Below are 16771 nucleotides of genomic sequence, written 5' to 3'. Positions count from 1 at the left end.
GCAACAGGGAGAGCCAACCGTGCGGGCCCCGGTCGGCGGAGCCAGGTCGGGCATGATGTGCCCATGCATATCTCCGCGAAGGCGGACTACGCCGCGCGGGCTCTTCTGGAGCTCGCCCGTGAGCCCTCCCGTCCACTGACCTGCGAAGCGATCGCCTCCTCGCAGCAGATTCCGTTCCGGTTCCTGAAGTCCGTGGTGGGCGAGCTGCGCAAGGCCGGGCTCGTGCGCAGTCAGCGCGGTTGCGAGGGTGGTTACTGGCTCGGCCGCCCCGCTGAGGACATCACCCTCCTGGACGTCGCGCTGGCCGTCGACGGCGAGTTGATAACCCTACGGGGCGAGTCGCCGGCCGGGCTCGACTACCCCGGCGCCGCTTCAGGACTGCCCGGTGTGTGGCGCCAGATCGAGGCGAGTGCGGCGGCGGTCCTCGGCGGAGTGACCCTGCTGTCGCTGCTGCCGGCGGGCGCCCGGGAACAACCGGCCCGGAAGGGGGCCGCGTGACGGACGAACGCCCCTTGCCCACGGTGGAGGTGGTCGAGTACACCGATCCGCTGTGTCCGTGGGCCTGGGGTTCGGAGCCCGTCTTCCGCCGGCTGCGGGCGGCGCTGGCCGGGCGGGTCCGGTGGCGCCGGGTGTACTGCCTCCTGTTCGACCTCGACGACGATCCGGCGCCGGACTCCGCAGCGGAGACCGCCTGGTACGCGGGATACGTCGAGGGGATCAGTGCCCACACCCGGGCGCCGCGGGCGCACCGGCTGAGCCGGGTCGCGGCGAGTTCCTGGCCGTCCTCGCTGGCGGCCAAGGCTGCGGAGGTCCAGGGCCGCGACGTGGCGGAGAGGGTGCTGCGCCGGCTGCGGGAGACCGTGTTCGTCCTGGGGGAACCGGCCGACTCGCCCGCGCTCGCGCTGGCCGCGGTGAGGGGCGTGCCGGGTCTGGACCTGGAGCGGCTGTCGGCCGACGCGGCGTCCACCGACGTACGGGAACGGGTACGCGCCGACCGGGCCGAGGCACGTCGCCCGGTGCGCGAGGTCCTGTCGGTGGCGGACCGCTCGCCGCACCCGGGCACGGCCAAGGAGACCGGCGACGGCGGGCACCGGTACGCCCTGCCGACGCTGCTCGTCCGCGCCCCGGCGGGACACCGCGTGGTGCCGGGCTGGCGGACCTACGAGGAGTACGCCGCGGCCGTGGCGGAGCTGCACCCAGGGCTGCCGGCCGCCGCTGCCCCGCTGTCGCCGTCGCAAGCCCTGCGTCGCTACCGGAGCCTGACCGATCCGGAGCGGACAGTGCTGACGGAGGGCCCGTGGCCGCCGCGGGAGGCGGTCCGGGTGGACACCGGGAACGGCCCCTTGTGGCTGCACCCCGAAGAAGCCGCGGTGCACCCGGCGACCTGCGGCGGCGCACGTACTCTGCCCTGACCTCCTCCTGACGGGCGATCAGGACTTCGTCCCGCCCAATGAGACACCAATTGGTGTCTATTGACAGCCGTTCGCGGCGGTCGCCAGGATGTGCAGCATGCTCACGACGCACCCCGGTGTGGTGTGCCGCTACGTGGACCTGCGGCGCACCTCCAGCGCTCTCTGTCGCTGACCGGCCGCCCACGGCCCACAGGCGCCTGACCGTTCCCGTCGGCGCCGGCCGCCGCGCCGCTCCGCCGTTGCGGGCGACCGCCGCCCGCGCCGCCGCCTTCGCGCTTCGCCGCCTCCCCTCATCCGCCTCCAGGTGAGCCCCCGCGTACCCGCCGACGCCCTGCCCTGAGCGAGGCGTGCCCGACGTGAGCATCCGAGCCCATGTCGTCACGTCCGTACGGGCACGAGCCGGCGTACGGCGCGGGTGCGAACCGCGCCCGCCGCCGTGCTCCCGCCCGCCCTGAGACGGGCCGGGGCCCCTCGCAGAAAGCCATGAGATGCCCGGACGACTCACGATCCGCCGCCCAGGACCCGACCCGCGATCCCCCCGAGTACCGGGCCGGCTGCGTGCCGCCGCCCTCGGCACCACCCTCGTCTGCGTACTCGCCCCCGGCGTCAGTGCATGCGGCGACGGCACCGGCGCCGCGGCCGGCGGCACCACGCTGAAGTGGGCTTCCTCCTACTTCCCCGCCCACTGGGACCCGGTGGTGTCGGGCAGCGGTGCCCAGTTCCGCGAACTCGCCCTGGTCTACGCCTCATTGACACGCACAGACGAGAACGGCAAGGCCGTCCCGGACCTCGCGAAGAGCTGGGAGTACAACGACAGGGGCGATCGGATCACCTTCCATCTGCGCCCCGGCCTGAAGTTCAGCGACGGCGAGCCGGTCGACGCGTCCGCGGTCAAGGTGGCTGTCGAGCGGGCGAAGAAGCAGCAGAACTCGGCGCTCTTCGGCGACCTGACCTCGATCAGGTCGGTGGACGCCGAGGGACTCGACGTCGTCGTCCACCTCACCCAGGTCGACTACCAGATCCCGCAACTGCTCGGGCAGCGCGTCCTGCAGATCGCCAGCCCCAAGGCGGCCGCGCATCCGGAGAAGCTCGACCAGGACCCCGTCGGCGCCGGGCCCTTCGTCGTCGAGCAGTTGATCCCCGGCACCAAGGTCCTGCTGAAGAAGAACCCGGACTACTGGGACGCGAAGAACATCCACATCGGCAACGTGGAGCTGATCTCCGCCCCCGACGCGTCGACGGTCGTCTCCGGTCTGCAGACCGGCGTCTACAACTTCGCCGACATCGAGCCCAGCCAGGCGGAGGCCGCCAAGAAGGCCGGGCTGGACGTCTTCGTCCAGCCGGGGTTCAACGCGTCGAACATCAGCCTGAACGTCAACAAGGCGCCGTTCGACAACGACAAGGTCGTCGACGCCGTCCGCTACGCGGTCAACCGCGAGGAGTTCGTGGACAAGCTGACCTTCGGCTACGGCCAGGCGACCAACCAGCCGTTCCCGAAGGGGTACGTGGCCTACGACCCGCAGTCGGAGAACGCCTACGCCTACGACCCGGCCAAGTCCAGGAAGCTCCTCGCCGAGGCAGGCCACAAGCCGGGCGACATCAAGCTCGACCTGGTCATCCCCGCCGAGGACCCGCAAGCCGAGATCGTCCAGTCGCAGTTGAAGGCCGTCGGCATCACCGTCAACATCAAGATCGACAAGAACTGGGCCACCCCGTTCTTCGCCAAGGACCTGACGTTCTCGCTCTACGGCACCACCGGACGAGACTCCGCGGCGCAGACCCTCACCGCCCATTTCGGCCCCAACGGCCCGCTCAACCTCGGTTCGCCCCATGAGCCCTCCGGCTTCGAGGCGGCCATCGCCAAGGTCCGCCGGACCCCGCTGGACGCGCCGGACTACGCCCGGACCCTGCAGGCGGCGACCAGGGCCGGCCTGCGGACCAAGGCGCTGGTCTTCACCTACTCCTCGCCGAACCTCTTCGCCAAAAGCATGTCGATATCGGACCTGCCGAAGAACCCGGCCCATCTCGACTGGACCGGCGTCACCATCTCCGGCCGCAACTGACCTCCGTCCACGGCATACAGGGGGCAACCTCATGACGACGACCGCTCCACCGGTCAGCTCTGCCCGCCGTCGCGGGGTCGCCGCGATCAGGGTGCGGCGGACAGCGAGCCGCATCCTGATCACCCTCGCCCGCTCGATCGCGATCTTCGTGCCCGTGTTCCTGGTCGCGACGTTCGTGACGTTCGCGCTGCGGTCGCTGAGCGGCCTCAGCCCGGCGCGGATCCAGCTGGGCGAGGAGGCGACTCCCGAGGCGATCGCCAGGGTCGAGGCCCACTGGGGTCTCAACCGGCCCTTCCTCGTGCAGTACGGGGACTGGTTCACCGGCATCCTGCACGGCCGGCTCGGCACCAGCTGGACCAACGGCGCCGACATCTCCACCCTCATCGGCCTCGGCCTGGGCGTCAGCCTCTCGGTCGCAACCTTCGCGCTGATCATCGGTGTGACCGTGGGGTTCACCCTCGGCACAGTGGCGGCGCTCCGCAGCACCACCTGGATCGACCGCGCGATCACGGGCTTCGTCACGGTGATCTCGGTGATGCCCGCCTTCGTGGTGGGTATCGTGCTGGTCGCCGTCTTCGCCGTCGGACTGCGGCTTCTCCCCTCCGCCGGTTACATCCCGGCGGAACAGGGCATCGGCCCCTGGCTCGCGCACATCACCCTGCCCGCCGTCGCCCTGAGCTTCGACGTCGTCGCCGACGTCGCCCGCCAACTGCGCACCAGCCTCATCGCCGCCTATCGCGAGAACTACGTGACGGGCGCGGTGGTACGGGGACTGAGCCCACGGCGCGTCTTCTTCGGACACGTCCTGCGCAACGGCATCGGGCCCGCACTCGCCACCCTCGGCCTGAAGTTCCCCGCTCTGGTCGGTGCCTCCGTCGTCACGGAGTGGATCTTCGGCCTGCAGGGCTTCGGCAGGTTCGCCAACGACTCCGCCCAGGCGGGCGACGTGCCCGCCGTGCAGGGAGTCCTCGTGGTGTCGATCGTCCTGGTCGTCGCCTTCAACCTCATCGTCAACCTGGTCCTGGCGCGTGTGACGCCGGCGGCCCAGCGGGGGGTCTGACCATGGTGCGCCGCGTCCTCGCTCTCCCCTCCGGACGGGTCGCCGTGACCGTCCTCGCCGTGATCGCAGCTCTGGCGATCCTCGGCCCGGTCCTCGCTCCCCGCGATCCCCTGGCCACCAGCGACAACACGCTCGCCGGCGCCTCGTTCGCCCACTGGCTGGGCACCGACTACCTCGGCCGTGACGTGCTGAGCCGGCTCCTCGACGGCTCCCGCGTCAGCGTGCTCGGCGCACTGGAGGTCGCACTCACCGCCCTGGTGGTCGGTGCGATCCCCGGCATCCTGTCCGTACACCTCGGCCGGGTCTTCGAGTGGATCACCCTCCGCCTGGCGGACACGCTCGTCGCCCTGCCGTTCCTGTTGTTCGCCGTCGCCGTGATCGCCCTCCTCGGCAACGGCATCACCCAGGCCATGCTGGTGACAGGTGCTCTGGTGTCGCCGCTGTTCTACCGGGTGTCCCGCGCGGCCACCCTCGCCGTGGCCCGCTCGCCGTACGTGGAGGCGGCGCTCATCTCCGGCGCGTCCACCGGCTGGATCGTCCGCCGCCACGTCTGGGTCAAGGTCCTCCCGCCCATCGCGGTCGCGCTCGCCCAGACCGTCGGTCTCGGGTTCGTCATCGTGTCGAGCCTGACGTTCCTCGGCATCGGCGTCCAGCCGCCCGCACCGACCTGGGGCGGGCTGCTCGCCTACGACCTCGGCTACCTCAGCCACCAGCCGTGGGCGCCGCTGGCACCCGCCCTGCTGATCATGGTCGCCGTGTGGGCCGGCAACCAGCTCGCCGACGCGATCCGCGACGTCTCGGGCGAGGCGGGCCGCGCGCTGGTCAACAGCCGCAAGGCGCGCTTCAACCGGGCCAAGCGCCTCGACCGTCTCGACCGTCTCGACCAGGGCGACGCCGCCGGAGGTGCGCGATGACGACCGTGTCCGAGAACCTCGTCCCCGGGCAGGCCCGACGGGCCGCGCCCGACGACACGGCCGGCAACGAGACCGGCCCGGCGACACCGGTGCTGTCCGTCCGCGACGTGCGCATCAGGGACCAGGCCGGGGACCGCGAGATCGTCCGCGGTGTCAGCTTCGAGCTCACCCCCGGCAGGGCGGTCGGCATCGTCGGCGAGTCCGGCAGCGGAAAGACCCTCACCTGCCGTGCCGCGCTGGGCATCCTGCCCCCGCACTTCGAGGTGACCGGTGGTTCGATCGAGATCCTCGGCACCGACATCGCGACCCTGACGCCCCCGCAGTGGACGGCCCTTCGCGGTGCCACGATCAGCGCGGTCTTCCAGGACCCCGCCTCCTACCTCAACCCCTCGATCCGGGTCGGTCCCCAGATCGCCGAGGTCGTCCGGGCCAAGAAGAGGCTGAAGCGGCGCGAAGCACGCCACCGTGCCGTCGAACTGCTGCGGGCGGCGCAACTGCGCGACCCGGAACTCGTCTACAGCCTGTACGCCCACGAGCTCTCCGGAGGCATGCTCCAGCGGGTCCTGATCGCGGCGGCGATCGCCGCGGACCCGCGGATCCTCATCGCCGACGAGGCCACGACGGCCCTCGACGTCACCGTCCAGGCCGAGATCCTCGACGTCCTCGCCGCACTGCGCGAACGGGCCGGACTGGCCCTCGTCCTGGTCTCCCACGACCTGGCCGTCGTCGCCCAGCTGTGCGACGAGGTGCTCGTCCTGCGCCAGGGGGAGGTGGTCGAACAGGGCCCGACGCGCGCGGTGCTCCACGACCCGCAGCACGAGTACACCCGGCTGCTCATCGCCGAGCACCAGCAGTACGGCCTGGAGAAGTTCCTCACGCCCAAGGAGGAAGCGTGACCACAGAACCGCCCGCGGTGCACTCCTCCGGCACCCGGGGCTCCGCGAGTCCTGTCCTGGAGGTCACCGGACTCCAGGTCCACTACGGTTCCCGCCGCCGGCGCCGCCGGGCCCTGCACGAGGTCTCGCTGACGGTCGCACCCGGCGAGACCGTCGGCGTCATCGGCGAGACCGGATCGGGCAAGACCACCTTCGCCCGGGCCGTGCTCGGCCTGGTGCACGCCTCGGCGGGTTCGATCCTCGTCGACGGCGAGGACGTCAGGACCTACAGCCGGCGGCAATGGCGGGACCTGCGCCGCCGCGGCGTCGTCCAGTACGTCTTCCAGGACCCCCTGCGCAGCCTCGACCCGGACGTCAGCATCGAGGACTCGCTGACCGAACCGCTGCTCCTGCAAGGAGTCGCCCGCGTCGCAGCGGCCGAGCGGGTACGCGCGTTCCTGCCCCGCGTCCGCCTGGACGAGGAGCTCCTGGACCGGTTGCCCGGGGAGCTCTCCGGCGGCCAGCGCCAGCGGGTCGCGGTGGCCCGGGCCCTGGTCACCGACCCGCGGCTGGTCATCCTGGACGAGCCGGTCAGCGCCCTGGACTCGGCCAACCGCGTGCAGGTCCTGGAGATCCTGAAGGAGCTGCGTGCCTCCGGCGTGGCCCTGGTCTTCATCTCCCACGACCTCGGCTCGGTGGCCGGCGTCTGCGACCGCATCGCCGTGCTCTACCAGGGTGAACTGGTCGAGGTCGGTGCCGCCCGCGACGTCGTGGGCCGCCCGCGGCACCTCTACACGCGCCTGCTCGTCGGCTCCGCGCCCACGCTGCACTCCTCCCCCGCGGACCGTGCCGAACGCGAAGCCCTGCGCGCCCTGCTCCACGCCTGAGCCCCCGACAGACAGAAAGAAGCCACCATGTCCCGCAGGATCCACCTCGCGCTCCACCCCTACGGCGTCGGCGGCCCCGGCCAGCACGGCCTGTGGAGGGACGCGCGGGTCGCCAAGAACGCCAGCATCGACGTCAACTACTACATCGCACAGGCCAAGGCGGCGGAACACGCCCTCTTCGACGCCCTCTTCATCGTCGACAGCCAGTTCATCAACGCCACCTACCCGGCCCACTACCTCAACCGGCTGGAACCGCTCACCCTGCTGTCGGCGGTCGCCACGCACACCCGGCACATCGGCCTGGTCGGAACCGCCAGCTCGACGTACAACTCCCCGTTCAACCTGGCCCGCCGCTTCGCCTCCCTCGACCACATCAGCGGGGGCCGCGCCGGCTGGAACGTCGTGACCAGCTTCGACACCGGCACCTCCAGGAACTTCGGGTTCGACGAGCACCTCGACTACGCCACCCGGTACGGCCGGGCCCTGGAGTTCGTCCAGGTGGCCCGCGGGCTGTGGGACTCCTACGAGGACGACGCGTTCCCGGCCGACGTGGACCGCAACCTCTTCCTCGACCCGGCCAAGCTGCACGCGCTCGACCACGTGGGCGAGCACTTCAAGGTCGCCGGCCCCCTCAACCTCTCGCGATCGCCGCAGGGCCAGCCCGTGATCTTCCAGGCCGGTGTCTCCGAGGAGGGCCGCGACCTGGCGGCGCGGGTGGCCGAGGGCATCTACGCGCCCGGCGGCTCGCTGGAGCAGGCCCACGACTACTACGCCGACATCAAGAGGCGCACGGCGTCCTACGGCCGCGACCCCGGCCACATCAAGATCTTCATTCACGGCAGTCCCGTCGTCGCCGCCACCGACGAGGCCGCCCGGCGCCGCGAGCGGGAGATCTTCGAGGAGGACAACGACTTCGACCGCAACCTCGCGCTGCTCGGCCGCGCTTTCGGCGCGTACGACTTCAGCGGGCACGACCTGGACGCGCCGTTCCCCGACGTCGCCCACCTCGCCGAGAAGGGCGGCAGGACCGGCGCCGCGCGGATCGTCGAGCGCGCCAGGACCGAGAACCTCACCCTGCGTCAAGTGGCCGATTCCGCCAACGAGTTCCGCACCTCACCCTTCGTCGGGGCGCCGGGGACCGTCGCCGGGACCATTGAGCGGTGGTTCCGGGCCGACACCTTCGACGGCATCAACCTGGCCTTCCGCACCACCGACGAACTCGAGCTCTTCGTCGACGGCGTCGTCCCGCTCCTGCAGAAGCGCGGCCTGTTCCGCACCGAGTACGAGGCCGACACCCTGCGCGGCAACCTCGGCCTGCCGGTCCCGGCCAACCGCCACACCGCCGAAGGCCGGCTCGCCGGCGGCCTTCTCGACGACCTCGTCAACTCCTGAGGACCCGCCCATGACCTCCGCGACACCGCGCTTCAGACTCGGCTTCCTCACCCACGTCCAGAGCCGCGACCACGACCCGGCCCGCACCTACCGCAACGCCCAGGAACTCTTCGTCGCCGCCGACGAACTCGGCTTCGACGTCGGCTGGGTCGCCCAGCACCACGTCCCCGCCGGCGGGGGCGGACTGTCCTCGCCGTGGACGTTCCTCGCCCACGCCGCGGCCAGGACCACCCGCATCCGGCTCGGCACCGCCATCACCGTCCTCCCCCTGGAGGACCCAGTGCGACTGGCCGAGGACGTCGCCACCGTCGACACGCTCAGCGGCGGCCGCGTCGAGATCGGCGTGGGCAGCGGGTACAACGGCCTTGAGTACGCCGCGTTCGGCAAGGACGTCTCCCGCAAGCGCGAACTGACCAGCGAGCACCTCGACCTCCTGCGCCGGGCCCTGGCCGGCGAGGAGGTACGGGCGCCCGGCTTCCGGGTCCAGCCGACCGCGGGCGACTTCACCGACCGCCTCTGGCAGGGCGTCTTCAGCGCGCAGGGAGCCGCGTACGCCGCGGCCGCCGGCTCGAACCTGCTGCTCAACCGGGCCGCGTACGGGTTCGACGCCCCGACCGACGCCGTGCAGCGCCCGTGGGCGGACGCCTTCCTCGCCGCCTGGGACGGGCCGCGCCGCCCGCGGATCGGCCTCTCGCGGTTCGTGTTCCCCGCGAAGGACAAACGCACCGCGCTCCGGCAGATCGGCGACGACGTCCACCGGGCGGCGCTGCGCATGGCGGACAGCGGCGCCTTCCCCAAGGGCCTGGACGTCAACGAGGCACTGCGTCGCTTCCACTCGTTCCACGGTGCGCCCGAGGAGATCGTCGCCGCCCTGCGGCAGGAGCAGGTGCTGCCCGTCGCAACCGATCTGATCACGCAGTTCAACCCCGCCGTCCCCGACCACGACGCGGCGCTCCGCGCCCTGGAACTCATCGCGACGCAGGTCGCGCCCGCCCTGGGATGGCAGCGCGCCGGCGCACCCCAGCCAGAGCCCGCGGGAGTCTGACATGACCGAATACACCGACCATCACGCCCCCGAAGGCCTCCGCACCCGCGGCACGGTCGTCGTGGTGCCCGGCCGCGGGGAGACACGGGCGACCTATGCCCGGTTCGGCAGGCGCCTGGCCGCCGACGCCTATCGCGTCCGCGTGATCGACGCCCCGGCCGTCGGCACCGACGAAGCGACCGGTTCGTCGGCCGCGTTCGGCCGGCGTCTCACCGCGGCCGTCGAGGGCACCGCCGCCGAGGACGGCGTCGTCGGTCCGCTCGTCCTGGTGGGAGCCGACTCGGGCGCCGCTGCGGTCGCCGCGTTCCTCGGCAACGCCGAACAGACCGGCGGGCGGCGGCCAGACGCCGTCGTCCTGGCGGGCCTGCCGGGCCGGGCGGCCACCGCCCCCGGCAGCTGGGCGGACGAGCTGGACGTCCGCACCTCCTGCCCCGCGCACCGGGGCACGCTCACCCAGGACCAGCGGGTGCGCCGGGGCTCGCTCGGCGACCCGATTCCGGATGCCCTGCTCACAGCGGCCTACGACAACGAAGCCGACGTCCCGGCACTGCTCCTCGTCGGCGACGCCGATCCGCTCGCTGACAGGGGCGCACTCGCCCGTACCGCCAAGTCCCTGCCGCGAGCCCGCCTGGCGGTGGTCCGCGGCGCCCACCACGACGTCCTCAACGACCTTCAGCACCGCTCGGTCGCGGCCGAGGTCGTCACGTTCCTGGAGGCACTCCGCGGCCACCTGGTGCCCGTGATCACGGTGGAGTCGAGCGCCTGGTGACGACCACCGGCTCAACACCCGGTGCCCGCAGGCGCCGTGGAGACCGGCCTCCCGCCCCGCCGGCGAACTGCCCCGCCCCCGGTACGTCCGTACCCCGAACCCGGAAGGTCCGCATGGCCGTCATTCTCTCCGTCTCCGGAAGCCCCTCCGCCACCTCCCGCACCGCACGACTGCTGCGTCATCTGGACGACCGGTTGCGGCTCCAGGGCCATGACGTGGTCTCCCTGGAGGTACGCACCCTGCCGGCCGAGGCGCTGCTCGGCGCCGACGTCCGCCACCCTGCCATCACCGGGGCCGCGGCCCTGTTCCAGCGGTCCGACGGCGTGGTGATCGGCACCCCCGTCTACAAGGCCGCCTACTCGGGACTGCTCAAGTCGCTGCTCGACCTGCTCCCGCAGTACGCGCTGGCCGACAAGACCGTGCTGCCCCTGGCCACGGGCGGCACCACGGCCCACGTCCTGGCCATCGACTACGCGCTGCGTCCGGTGCTGAGTTCCATGGGCGCCGCGCACATCGTGCCGGGCTGGTTCACGCTCGACAAGGACATCACCGTCGCCGACGACGGCACCCTGACCGTCGCACCCGCCGCAGCCGAAGCCCTGGTCCAGGTCACCGACCGCTTCTCCGTCGCACTCGGAGGACGGACGACCGCTCTGGCACCCACGGGGTGACCACCGGGCGGCGGGCGGCCTCCCCGCCCGCCGCCCGGCCTACCGCCGGGCGCGCAGCAGAGAGGAACCGGCGTTCACGGCCAGGGTGTCGGGCGCGGCGAGCACGTTGCGGCTGACGGCCGGAAGGGCCGCCCCGGCCGTGCCCAGTGCGGCACCGACCAGGAGGCCCGCGGCCGCCCGGGGCAGGCGCGAGGCGATCACGACGGACGCGTCGGCGGGGTCGGCCCGGCCGGCGAGTGCCTTCCACACCTCGGCCGGACCGACGGATGCCGTGCCCTGGGTGATGTCGACGACCGCGAGGACCGCGACCAGGAGCACGAGCATGGCCGTCACCGCGGCCGCGCCCGCCTTGGAGGTGGCCGCGTGCGGACGGGTGGCGGAGGTCGTTGCGGTGACGGCCACGGCGCTATGCCCCCGACCACCTCCCGGTAGCTCGGTAAACTTAGGCTAGCCTTCCCTTATGGCGAAGATCTCGCGGCTCATGCCGCAGAACCCCCGACTGTTCCGGGCCGAGGTCGTCCGCACGGAGCGGGTCTCCCCCTCCATGCAGCGCGTGACCGTGACGGGCGCGGATCTCGCCGGGTTCCCGTGGCGGGGCTACGACCACTGGTTCCGCCTCTTCATGCAACTGCCGCACCAATCCACCCTGCGCCTGCCGGAGTTCACCGGAGACCGGTGGTGGCACCCCTACCTGGCCATCCCCGAGCACGAGCGGCCGCACTACGCGAACTACACCGTGGCCGGCCACCGCCCCGAGGCCGCCGAGATGGACATCGACTTCGTCGTCCACCGCGGCCCCACCGGCGAACTCGAAGGCCGCGCCGCGATCTGGGCCTGCGCGGCCCGACCCGGGGACGGCCTCGCGGTACTCGACCAGGGCATCATGTTCGACCCACCGCAGGACGCGTCCGAAGTCGTCGTGGTGGCCGAGGAGAGCGGTCTGCCCGCCGTCACCGGCATCCTGCGCTCACTCCGCCGCGACAGCGTCGGCCATGTGATCCAGGAGATCCCCACCGAGGGCGACCGGCGCGGCCTCGACGCCCCCGCCGCGATGACCGTGACCTGGGTCGTCCGCGAGGACGCACACGCCGTACCCGGCCGCGCCGCGCTCGAGGAACTCCGCCGGCGCACCACCGTCGCCACCACCGCCTACGCCTTCGTCGTCGGCGAATCCGGCCTCTCCACCAAGGGCCGGCGGCACCTCCACCGCGCCGGCCTCCCCAAGGACCGCATCATGTTCTCCGGCTTCTGGAAGCACGAGGCGCGTCGGGCCGCCTGACATGCGGCCGCTGAGGTGGGTGTTTCAGGCCGAGAGCAGAGGGCAGGGGTCGGACGAGGGGGGTTCCCGAAGTTGCAAGGGAGTCCGGCCCCATGTCGACAGGGACACTTCTGGCGATCATCATTCCCATCGTGGTGGTGCTTGCCATCATCGCGGTGGCAGCCGTACTGATCTCGCGGCGCCGGCGCTTGCGCCGGCAATTCGGCCCGGAGTACGACCGGACCGTCGAAGGCACCGGCAGCCGGAGGGAAGCCGAACGGGATCTCGACGCCCGCGCGAAGCGGCACGACTCCCTGGACATCAAGCCGCTGCCGAGCGGCGTCCGCGACCGCTACGCGCGGGAATGGACCGGCGTCCAGGAAGAGTTCGTGGACCGCCCGGAGGATGCCGTCCACGACGCGGACGGCCTGGTGACCTCCCTCATGCACGAGCGCGGGTACCCGACCGAGGACTTCGACCAGCAGCTCAAGGACCTTTCGGTGGAGCACGGTCACACACTGGAGCACTACCGGGACGCCCATGAGGTCAACGCCCTCAGCTCCCGGCATCAGGCCACGACCGAGCAACTGCGCGGTGCCATGGTGCACTACCGCGCCCTGTTCGACGAACTGCTCACCGACGGCGGCGAATCGCGCCACGTCCGGGCCTGACCGGAGTTCCGGCCACCGCGCCGCAACCACGATACGAGGCAGGGGAACAATGGAACGCGACCGCGCACGACACTCCCGCGAGAGCGCCTTGACCACCGAGGAACTCGCACAGCCACGCGAACGCCTCGACGCACCCCCCGACCGGCCGGACCCGTCGTCCCGCGCCCCCGCCTACCCCGGCGAGGGCACCGCACCGGCCCGCAAGCCGTCCGAACCCCCGGCGGAGACGGCCGCCGGCGCCCCGGTGGAGAACGCCCGCGCGGACAAGGCTCCGCAACTGCTGACCACGCAGGACGAGGAGAGCTTCCGCGCCCGCTGGCAGGAGATCCAGAGCGAGTTCGTGGACGACCCCCGGGACGCCGTCCACACCGCCGACGCCCTGGTAGCCGACGTCATGCAGAAGCTGGCGGCGACGTTCGCCCACCACAAGCAGGAACTGGAGGGCCAGTGGGACCGCGGAGAGCAGGTGAACACCGAGGACCTGCGGACGGCGCTGCGGCAGTACCGTTCATTCTTCAACCGCCTGCTCACCACCTGAGCCTTCCGGGCCCCGCGCGGCACATGCGCGGGGCCCCTCGCTGTCCGGGCGGCCGCCGGGCGAAGGATCCTCCAGGCGCACGGTGACCTCCCCGGATATCCCGCCCGCCTCGCGTTCCCAACGGGAGGGTCTTTTCTGCACGCCGGTGATGAGCAGCCATTCGGGGCGGCTGCGCGAATCGGGATCCAGCACGGAGGTCGCGGTCACGGCCAGCCGCTCCCACGAGATGGCGGAGCGTCCCGTCAGTCCGATCGAGATCAGCCGCAGCCACTGGACCAGGGCAGCGGACTCCCCCAGCCCCTCGGCTGCGGGAAGAACACCGAACAGCGCGACGGCATCACCCTCCCGCAGGATGCGCAACCCGGCCGCGGCGGCCTCGGCGGGCGTCTGTTCCGCTCGGCTGCGACAGGCGCAGAACAGGGCTATCGCGACGACGAGTCGCACGCGTCGCAGGAAGGACGTGAACTCCCAGCCCCACGTCGAACTGCTGTTCATCAGCCGCCGGTGGAACGCCGCGTCCCGCAGGCACTCCGCGAGGATGTCGTCCGCTTCCTGCTCGCACCTGGCAAACGTGACCACGCCGGCCTCCCCCGCAAGGTTGCGTCCACAGGCGTCCAGGATGCCGCTCGCCGCACCCGCACGGTACCGCCGCGGCCAAGCCCTCTCGCTCGGCCTTGGTGACAGGGGACGCCGTCGCCCTGCCCAACGTCCTCCTCGACCCCGCCTGCACGGCGGCCAGGATCGCCGCGGTCCTGCGCACCTGACGCTCCACGTGATCCCCGCACGAGTCGCGCACCCGGGTCACGGAGGGCGTGGCAGTCAGGGCTGACCGAAGATGCTGGCGGGCACGGGACCGGCGGGCCGGATCCCGGACCTCACACTCGTGACAGCGACGTCCTCGTCCTGGCCTCCGGCCGAGGAGCCCCGCCGGGTAGCTACCCCGTGACGCGGGCGACAAGGAGCGCGATGTCATCGGTGCCGGGCGTGGTCCGCAGGGCGTGGTCCACGAGGGTGTCGGCGAGGTCGTCCAGGCTCTGGTCGCCGGCCGGGACGAGGTGCTGCGCGAGGGCGAGGGTGCTGTGCTCGATGTCGGCCCCCGGGGCCTCGACCAGGCCGTCGGTGTACAGGACCAGCACCGTTCCCGTTGAGAGCGGGATCTGCGTCATGGGGTAGTCGCCGCCCGGGGCGATACCGAGCAGGAGACCGGGCGGCATGCGCAGGACCTCGGCGCGTCCGTCGGGATGGCGGATCAGGGGCGGGGGGTGTCCCGCCGTGGCCAGGCGCGCGCGGTGACGGTTCAGGTCGAGGTGGGCGTACAGGCAGCTGGTGAACAGTCCCGGGTTGAGGTCGACAAGGAGCCGGTTGGTGCGGGTGAGGGTCCTGCTCGGAGTCGTGTGGGCGGTGGCGTGGGCGTGGACGGCGGTGCGCACCTGTCCCATGAGGGCGGCGGCCTGGACGTTGTGGCCCTGGACGTCGCCGATGGTGAGGGCGGCGCAGGTGGTGCCGCAGTGGATGAGGTCGTAGAAGTCCCCGCCGGCGTCCTGACCGTGACCGGCGGGACGGTAGCGTGCGGCGACCTCGAGGCCGGGGATCTGGGGGAGTTCCTGAGGGAGCAGGCCCGTCTGGAGCGTACGGGCGAGGTGGCGCGTGGCGTCGTAGACATGGGCGCGGTCCAGTGCCTGCGCGATCAGCCCGGCCAGTGAGGTGAGGATGGCGCGCTCCGCCAAGGGGAAGGGGCGCGGATGGTCGTAGGACAGGGTGAGGAGTCCGACGGGCCGGCCGGAGGCGATCAGCGGGAGGAAGGCCCAGGCGTCCCGGCCGCTGTAGCGCGGAGCCTCGGGGTAGGCGCGCTGGAAGTCGCTGAAGCTGGCGAAGAACCTGGGCGTCCCGGTGGCCAGGGCCTGGGTGGGCGGGGTGGCCGCGGTCAACGGGATGCCCTCGAACCGGGCCATGAACTCGGCGGTGTAACCCCGGTGGGCGGCGACGTGCAGGCGGCCGTCCTCGGCCATCAGCAGGCCCAGTCCCTGAGCCTCGAAGGCGGGGACGAGTTGGTCCGCGACCTGGTCGACGACATCCCTGACCCCGACGGCCTCGCTCAACGTCGCCGCCAGATGCATCAGTTGATAGAGGGTCGACGCACCCATCGGGCCCTGGCCGCGCGGCGGTGCCACGCGGGTCTCCCTGGCCTTCGCCTCGGCGACCGGTGCGATCCGGACGCTGATTCCGTCGGCCGCGGGCTGGAGTTGGAAGGACAGCCGCCGGTCCGGTGGCCGCACGGCGACGAACGCGGTGGGCTGGCGGCTGATCACAGCGGCCCGGTAGCTGTCCTCGAACGTGGGGTCGTCGAGCCACGGCAGCCGCTCCCAGGGACGGGCGCCGAGCAGGTCGGCGGTCCCGGTGCCCAGGAGCTCGGCGGCGGCGCTGTTGAGGAAGGTGATCCTGCCCTCCAGGTCCAGCGACGCGCATCCGGTCGGGAGCCGCTCGGCGAAGTCGTAGGCAGCCACCGCTTCGGCCGGGTCCGGGGTGCGGGTGCGGACGGCCGGCACCACCAGCGGCTCGGCACCGGGCAGCAGCGGCCTGCCGCGCCGGGCTGCCCGGTCCAGCAGCCGGCCGGCCCGGCGGCAGAATGTGGCGATCGTCTCGCGCTCGGCGGCACTCAACTGCGGCGGGTGCCAGATGGGCCACACCATGCAGATGGCGCCCCACGCCGACTCCTCGGTGGTGAGGGGAGCGGCCGCCAGGAGGATGTCGTAAGGGGCCAGGAGCCCGATCCGGGGGTAGCGGCGGGCCAGCTCGGTGGGGCTGTTCACCCACACCAGGCGCCGCTCGCGTATCGCCTCCGCTCCCGGCGCCGCGTCCTCCACCCCGACCCGTACCCACGGAGCGGCGATCCGCCGGGACGTCCCGGACAGGGCCAGGAGCTGCAGGACCCGTTCCCCCTGCGGCAGGACGTAGAGCATGCCCACCGACGCGTCGAGGTCCCGCCCCAGGCGGCCGAAGAGCCCGACGAGGGGTCCCATGCCCGTGGCGGTCCGTACGTCATCGCGGTGCACCGGGCCTCACCCCCGGGCCCCGCTTCGAAGCGGCTGCAGGGGCGTGCCACGCCGCCCGGCCACAGCGCCTGCCACCCATAACGGGACCATACGTCCGAGAAGGCGCGACGGCACCCACACCAGGCAGCGCGGGAGCGGTCGGGTGAGGATCCACGGCCGGCCA

At 72.2% G+C, this 16771-nt stretch carries 16 protein-coding genes and 1 pseudogene; 14 read left to right on the top strand and 3 right to left on the bottom strand.

Going from position 1 to position 16771, the window contains the following annotated elements:
* Positions 1-63 precede the first annotated feature (63 nt).
* The 11 genes from RV983_RS35510 (at position 64) to ssuE (ending at position 11088) form a co-directional block, all read left to right on the top strand.
* Positions 64-498, top strand: a complete 435-nt coding sequence (locus tag RV983_RS35510) for an RrF2 family transcriptional regulator (protein WP_475989822.1) — start codon at positions 64-66, stop codon at positions 496-498.
* Entirely contained in the window at positions 495-1412 is a 918-nt protein-coding gene (locus RV983_RS35505) for a DsbA family oxidoreductase (RefSeq protein ID WP_475989821.1), read from the top strand. The genes RV983_RS35510 and RV983_RS35505 overlap by 4 nt, the downstream gene beginning before the upstream one ends.
* A gap of 488 nt (positions 1413-1900) precedes the next feature.
* Positions 1901-3475, top strand: coding sequence for an ABC transporter substrate-binding protein (locus RV983_RS35500; RefSeq protein ID WP_475989820.1), 1575 nt, complete (start codon positions 1901-1903; stop codon positions 3473-3475).
* A 31-nt stretch (positions 3476-3506) separates the two neighbouring features.
* On the top strand, positions 3507-4535 hold the full coding sequence (locus tag RV983_RS35495) for an ABC transporter permease (RefSeq protein ID WP_475989819.1): 1029 nt from the start codon (positions 3507-3509) through the stop codon (positions 4533-4535).
* A gap of 2 nt (positions 4536-4537) precedes the next feature.
* Entirely contained in the window at positions 4538-5449 is a 912-nt protein-coding gene (locus tag RV983_RS35490; RefSeq protein ID WP_475989818.1) for an ABC transporter permease, read from the top strand.
* Positions 5446-6345: an ABC transporter ATP-binding protein gene (locus RV983_RS35485; RefSeq protein ID WP_475989817.1), complete on the top strand. Its 900-nt coding sequence runs from the start codon at positions 5446-5448 to the stop codon at positions 6343-6345. The genes RV983_RS35490 and RV983_RS35485 overlap by 4 nt, the downstream gene beginning before the upstream one ends.
* Positions 6342-7211: an ABC transporter ATP-binding protein gene (locus tag RV983_RS35480; protein WP_475989816.1), complete on the top strand. Its 870-nt coding sequence runs from the start codon at positions 6342-6344 to the stop codon at positions 7209-7211. Before RV983_RS35485 ends, RV983_RS35480 begins: the two co-directional genes overlap by 4 nt.
* A 27-nt stretch (positions 7212-7238) precedes the next feature.
* The gene (locus RV983_RS35475; RefSeq protein ID WP_475989815.1) at positions 7239-8603 is read left to right on the top strand and encodes an NtaA/DmoA family FMN-dependent monooxygenase; all 1365 of its coding nucleotides are present in this window, start codon (positions 7239-7241) and stop codon (positions 8601-8603) included.
* Positions 8604-8613: 10 nt separating this feature from the next.
* Entirely contained in the window at positions 8614-9648 is a 1035-nt protein-coding gene (locus RV983_RS35470) for an LLM class flavin-dependent oxidoreductase (protein ID WP_475989814.1), read from the top strand.
* A gap of 1 nt (position 9649) precedes the next feature.
* The gene (locus RV983_RS35465) at positions 9650-10417 is read left to right on the top strand and encodes an alpha/beta hydrolase (RefSeq protein ID WP_475989813.1); all 768 of its coding nucleotides are present in this window, start codon (positions 9650-9652) and stop codon (positions 10415-10417) included.
* Positions 10418-10530: 113 nt separating this feature from the next.
* A complete protein-coding gene (gene ssuE / locus RV983_RS35460) occupies positions 10531-11088 on the top strand; it encodes an NADPH-dependent FMN reductase (protein ID WP_475989812.1) in 558 nt (185 codons plus the stop codon).
* 63 nt (positions 11089-11151) lie between these two features.
* On the opposite strand, the pseudogene RV983_RS35455 reads toward ssuE, so the two are convergent.
* Positions 11152-11490, bottom strand: a pseudogene (locus tag RV983_RS35455) (iron chelate uptake ABC transporter family permease subunit); the annotation flags it as partial.
* A gap of 58 nt (positions 11491-11548) precedes the next feature.
* On the opposite strand from RV983_RS35455, the gene RV983_RS35450 reads away from it, so the two are divergent.
* The 3 genes from RV983_RS35450 to RV983_RS35440 all read left to right on the top strand — a co-directional run bounded on the left by RV983_RS35450 (position 11549) and on the right by RV983_RS35440 (position 13555).
* Complete coding sequence (locus RV983_RS35450) at positions 11549-12367, top strand: siderophore-interacting protein (protein WP_475989811.1); 819 nt, start codon at positions 11549-11551, stop codon at positions 12365-12367.
* 92 nt (positions 12368-12459) lie between these two features.
* A complete protein-coding gene (locus tag RV983_RS35445) occupies positions 12460-13017 on the top strand; it encodes a hypothetical protein (RefSeq protein WP_475989810.1) in 558 nt (185 codons plus the stop codon).
* A 49-nt stretch (positions 13018-13066) separates the two neighbouring features.
* The gene (locus RV983_RS35440) at positions 13067-13555 is read left to right on the top strand and encodes a hypothetical protein (protein ID WP_475989809.1); all 489 of its coding nucleotides are present in this window, start codon (positions 13067-13069) and stop codon (positions 13553-13555) included.
* On the opposite strand, the gene RV983_RS35435 is transcribed toward RV983_RS35440, so the two are convergent.
* Both RV983_RS35435 and RV983_RS35430 read right to left on the bottom strand, forming a co-directional pair.
* Complete coding sequence (locus RV983_RS35435; RefSeq protein ID WP_475989808.1) at positions 13526-14134, bottom strand: hypothetical protein; 609 nt, start codon at positions 14132-14134, stop codon at positions 13526-13528. The genes RV983_RS35440 and RV983_RS35435 overlap by 30 nt on opposite strands.
* Positions 14135-14490: 356 nt before the next feature.
* Positions 14491-16575: a PP2C family protein-serine/threonine phosphatase gene (locus RV983_RS35430; protein WP_475989807.1), complete on the bottom strand. Its 2085-nt coding sequence runs from the start codon at positions 16573-16575 to the stop codon at positions 14491-14493.
* Positions 16576-16771 lie beyond the last annotated feature (196 nt).

Source organism: Streptomyces sp. RLA123 (assembly GCF_056270165.1).
This window is presented reverse-complemented; position numbering and strand designations above follow the sequence as displayed.

Coding starts and splice junctions, on each gene's coding strand:
- RV983_RS35510 (WP_475989822.1), top strand. CDS start 64: ATGCATATCTCCGCGAAGGCGGACTACGCCGCGCGGGCTCTTCTGGAG.
- RV983_RS35500 (WP_475989820.1), top strand. CDS start 1,901: ATGCCCGGACGACTCACGATCCGCCGCCCAGGACCCGACCCGCGATCC.
- RV983_RS35495 (WP_475989819.1), top strand. CDS start 3,507: ATGACGACGACCGCTCCACCGGTCAGCTCTGCCCGCCGTCGCGGGGTC.
- RV983_RS35490 (WP_475989818.1), top strand. CDS start 4,538: ATGGTGCGCCGCGTCCTCGCTCTCCCCTCCGGACGGGTCGCCGTGACC.
- RV983_RS35485 (WP_475989817.1), top strand. CDS start 5,446: ATGACGACCGTGTCCGAGAACCTCGTCCCCGGGCAGGCCCGACGGGCC.
- RV983_RS35475 (WP_475989815.1), top strand. CDS start 7,239: ATGTCCCGCAGGATCCACCTCGCGCTCCACCCCTACGGCGTCGGCGGC.
- RV983_RS35470 (WP_475989814.1), top strand. CDS start 8,614: ATGACCTCCGCGACACCGCGCTTCAGACTCGGCTTCCTCACCCACGTC.
- RV983_RS35465 (WP_475989813.1), top strand. CDS start 9,650: ATGACCGAATACACCGACCATCACGCCCCCGAAGGCCTCCGCACCCGC.
- ssuE (WP_475989812.1), top strand. CDS start 10,531: ATGGCCGTCATTCTCTCCGTCTCCGGAAGCCCCTCCGCCACCTCCCGC.
- RV983_RS35450 (WP_475989811.1), top strand. CDS start 11,549: ATGGCGAAGATCTCGCGGCTCATGCCGCAGAACCCCCGACTGTTCCGG.
- RV983_RS35445 (WP_475989810.1), top strand. CDS start 12,460: ATGTCGACAGGGACACTTCTGGCGATCATCATTCCCATCGTGGTGGTG.
- RV983_RS35440 (WP_475989809.1), top strand. CDS start 13,067: ATGGAACGCGACCGCGCACGACACTCCCGCGAGAGCGCCTTGACCACC.
- RV983_RS35430 (WP_475989807.1), bottom strand. CDS start 16,575: ATGGGACCCCTCGTCGGGCTCTTCGGCCGCCTGGGGCGGGACCTCGAC.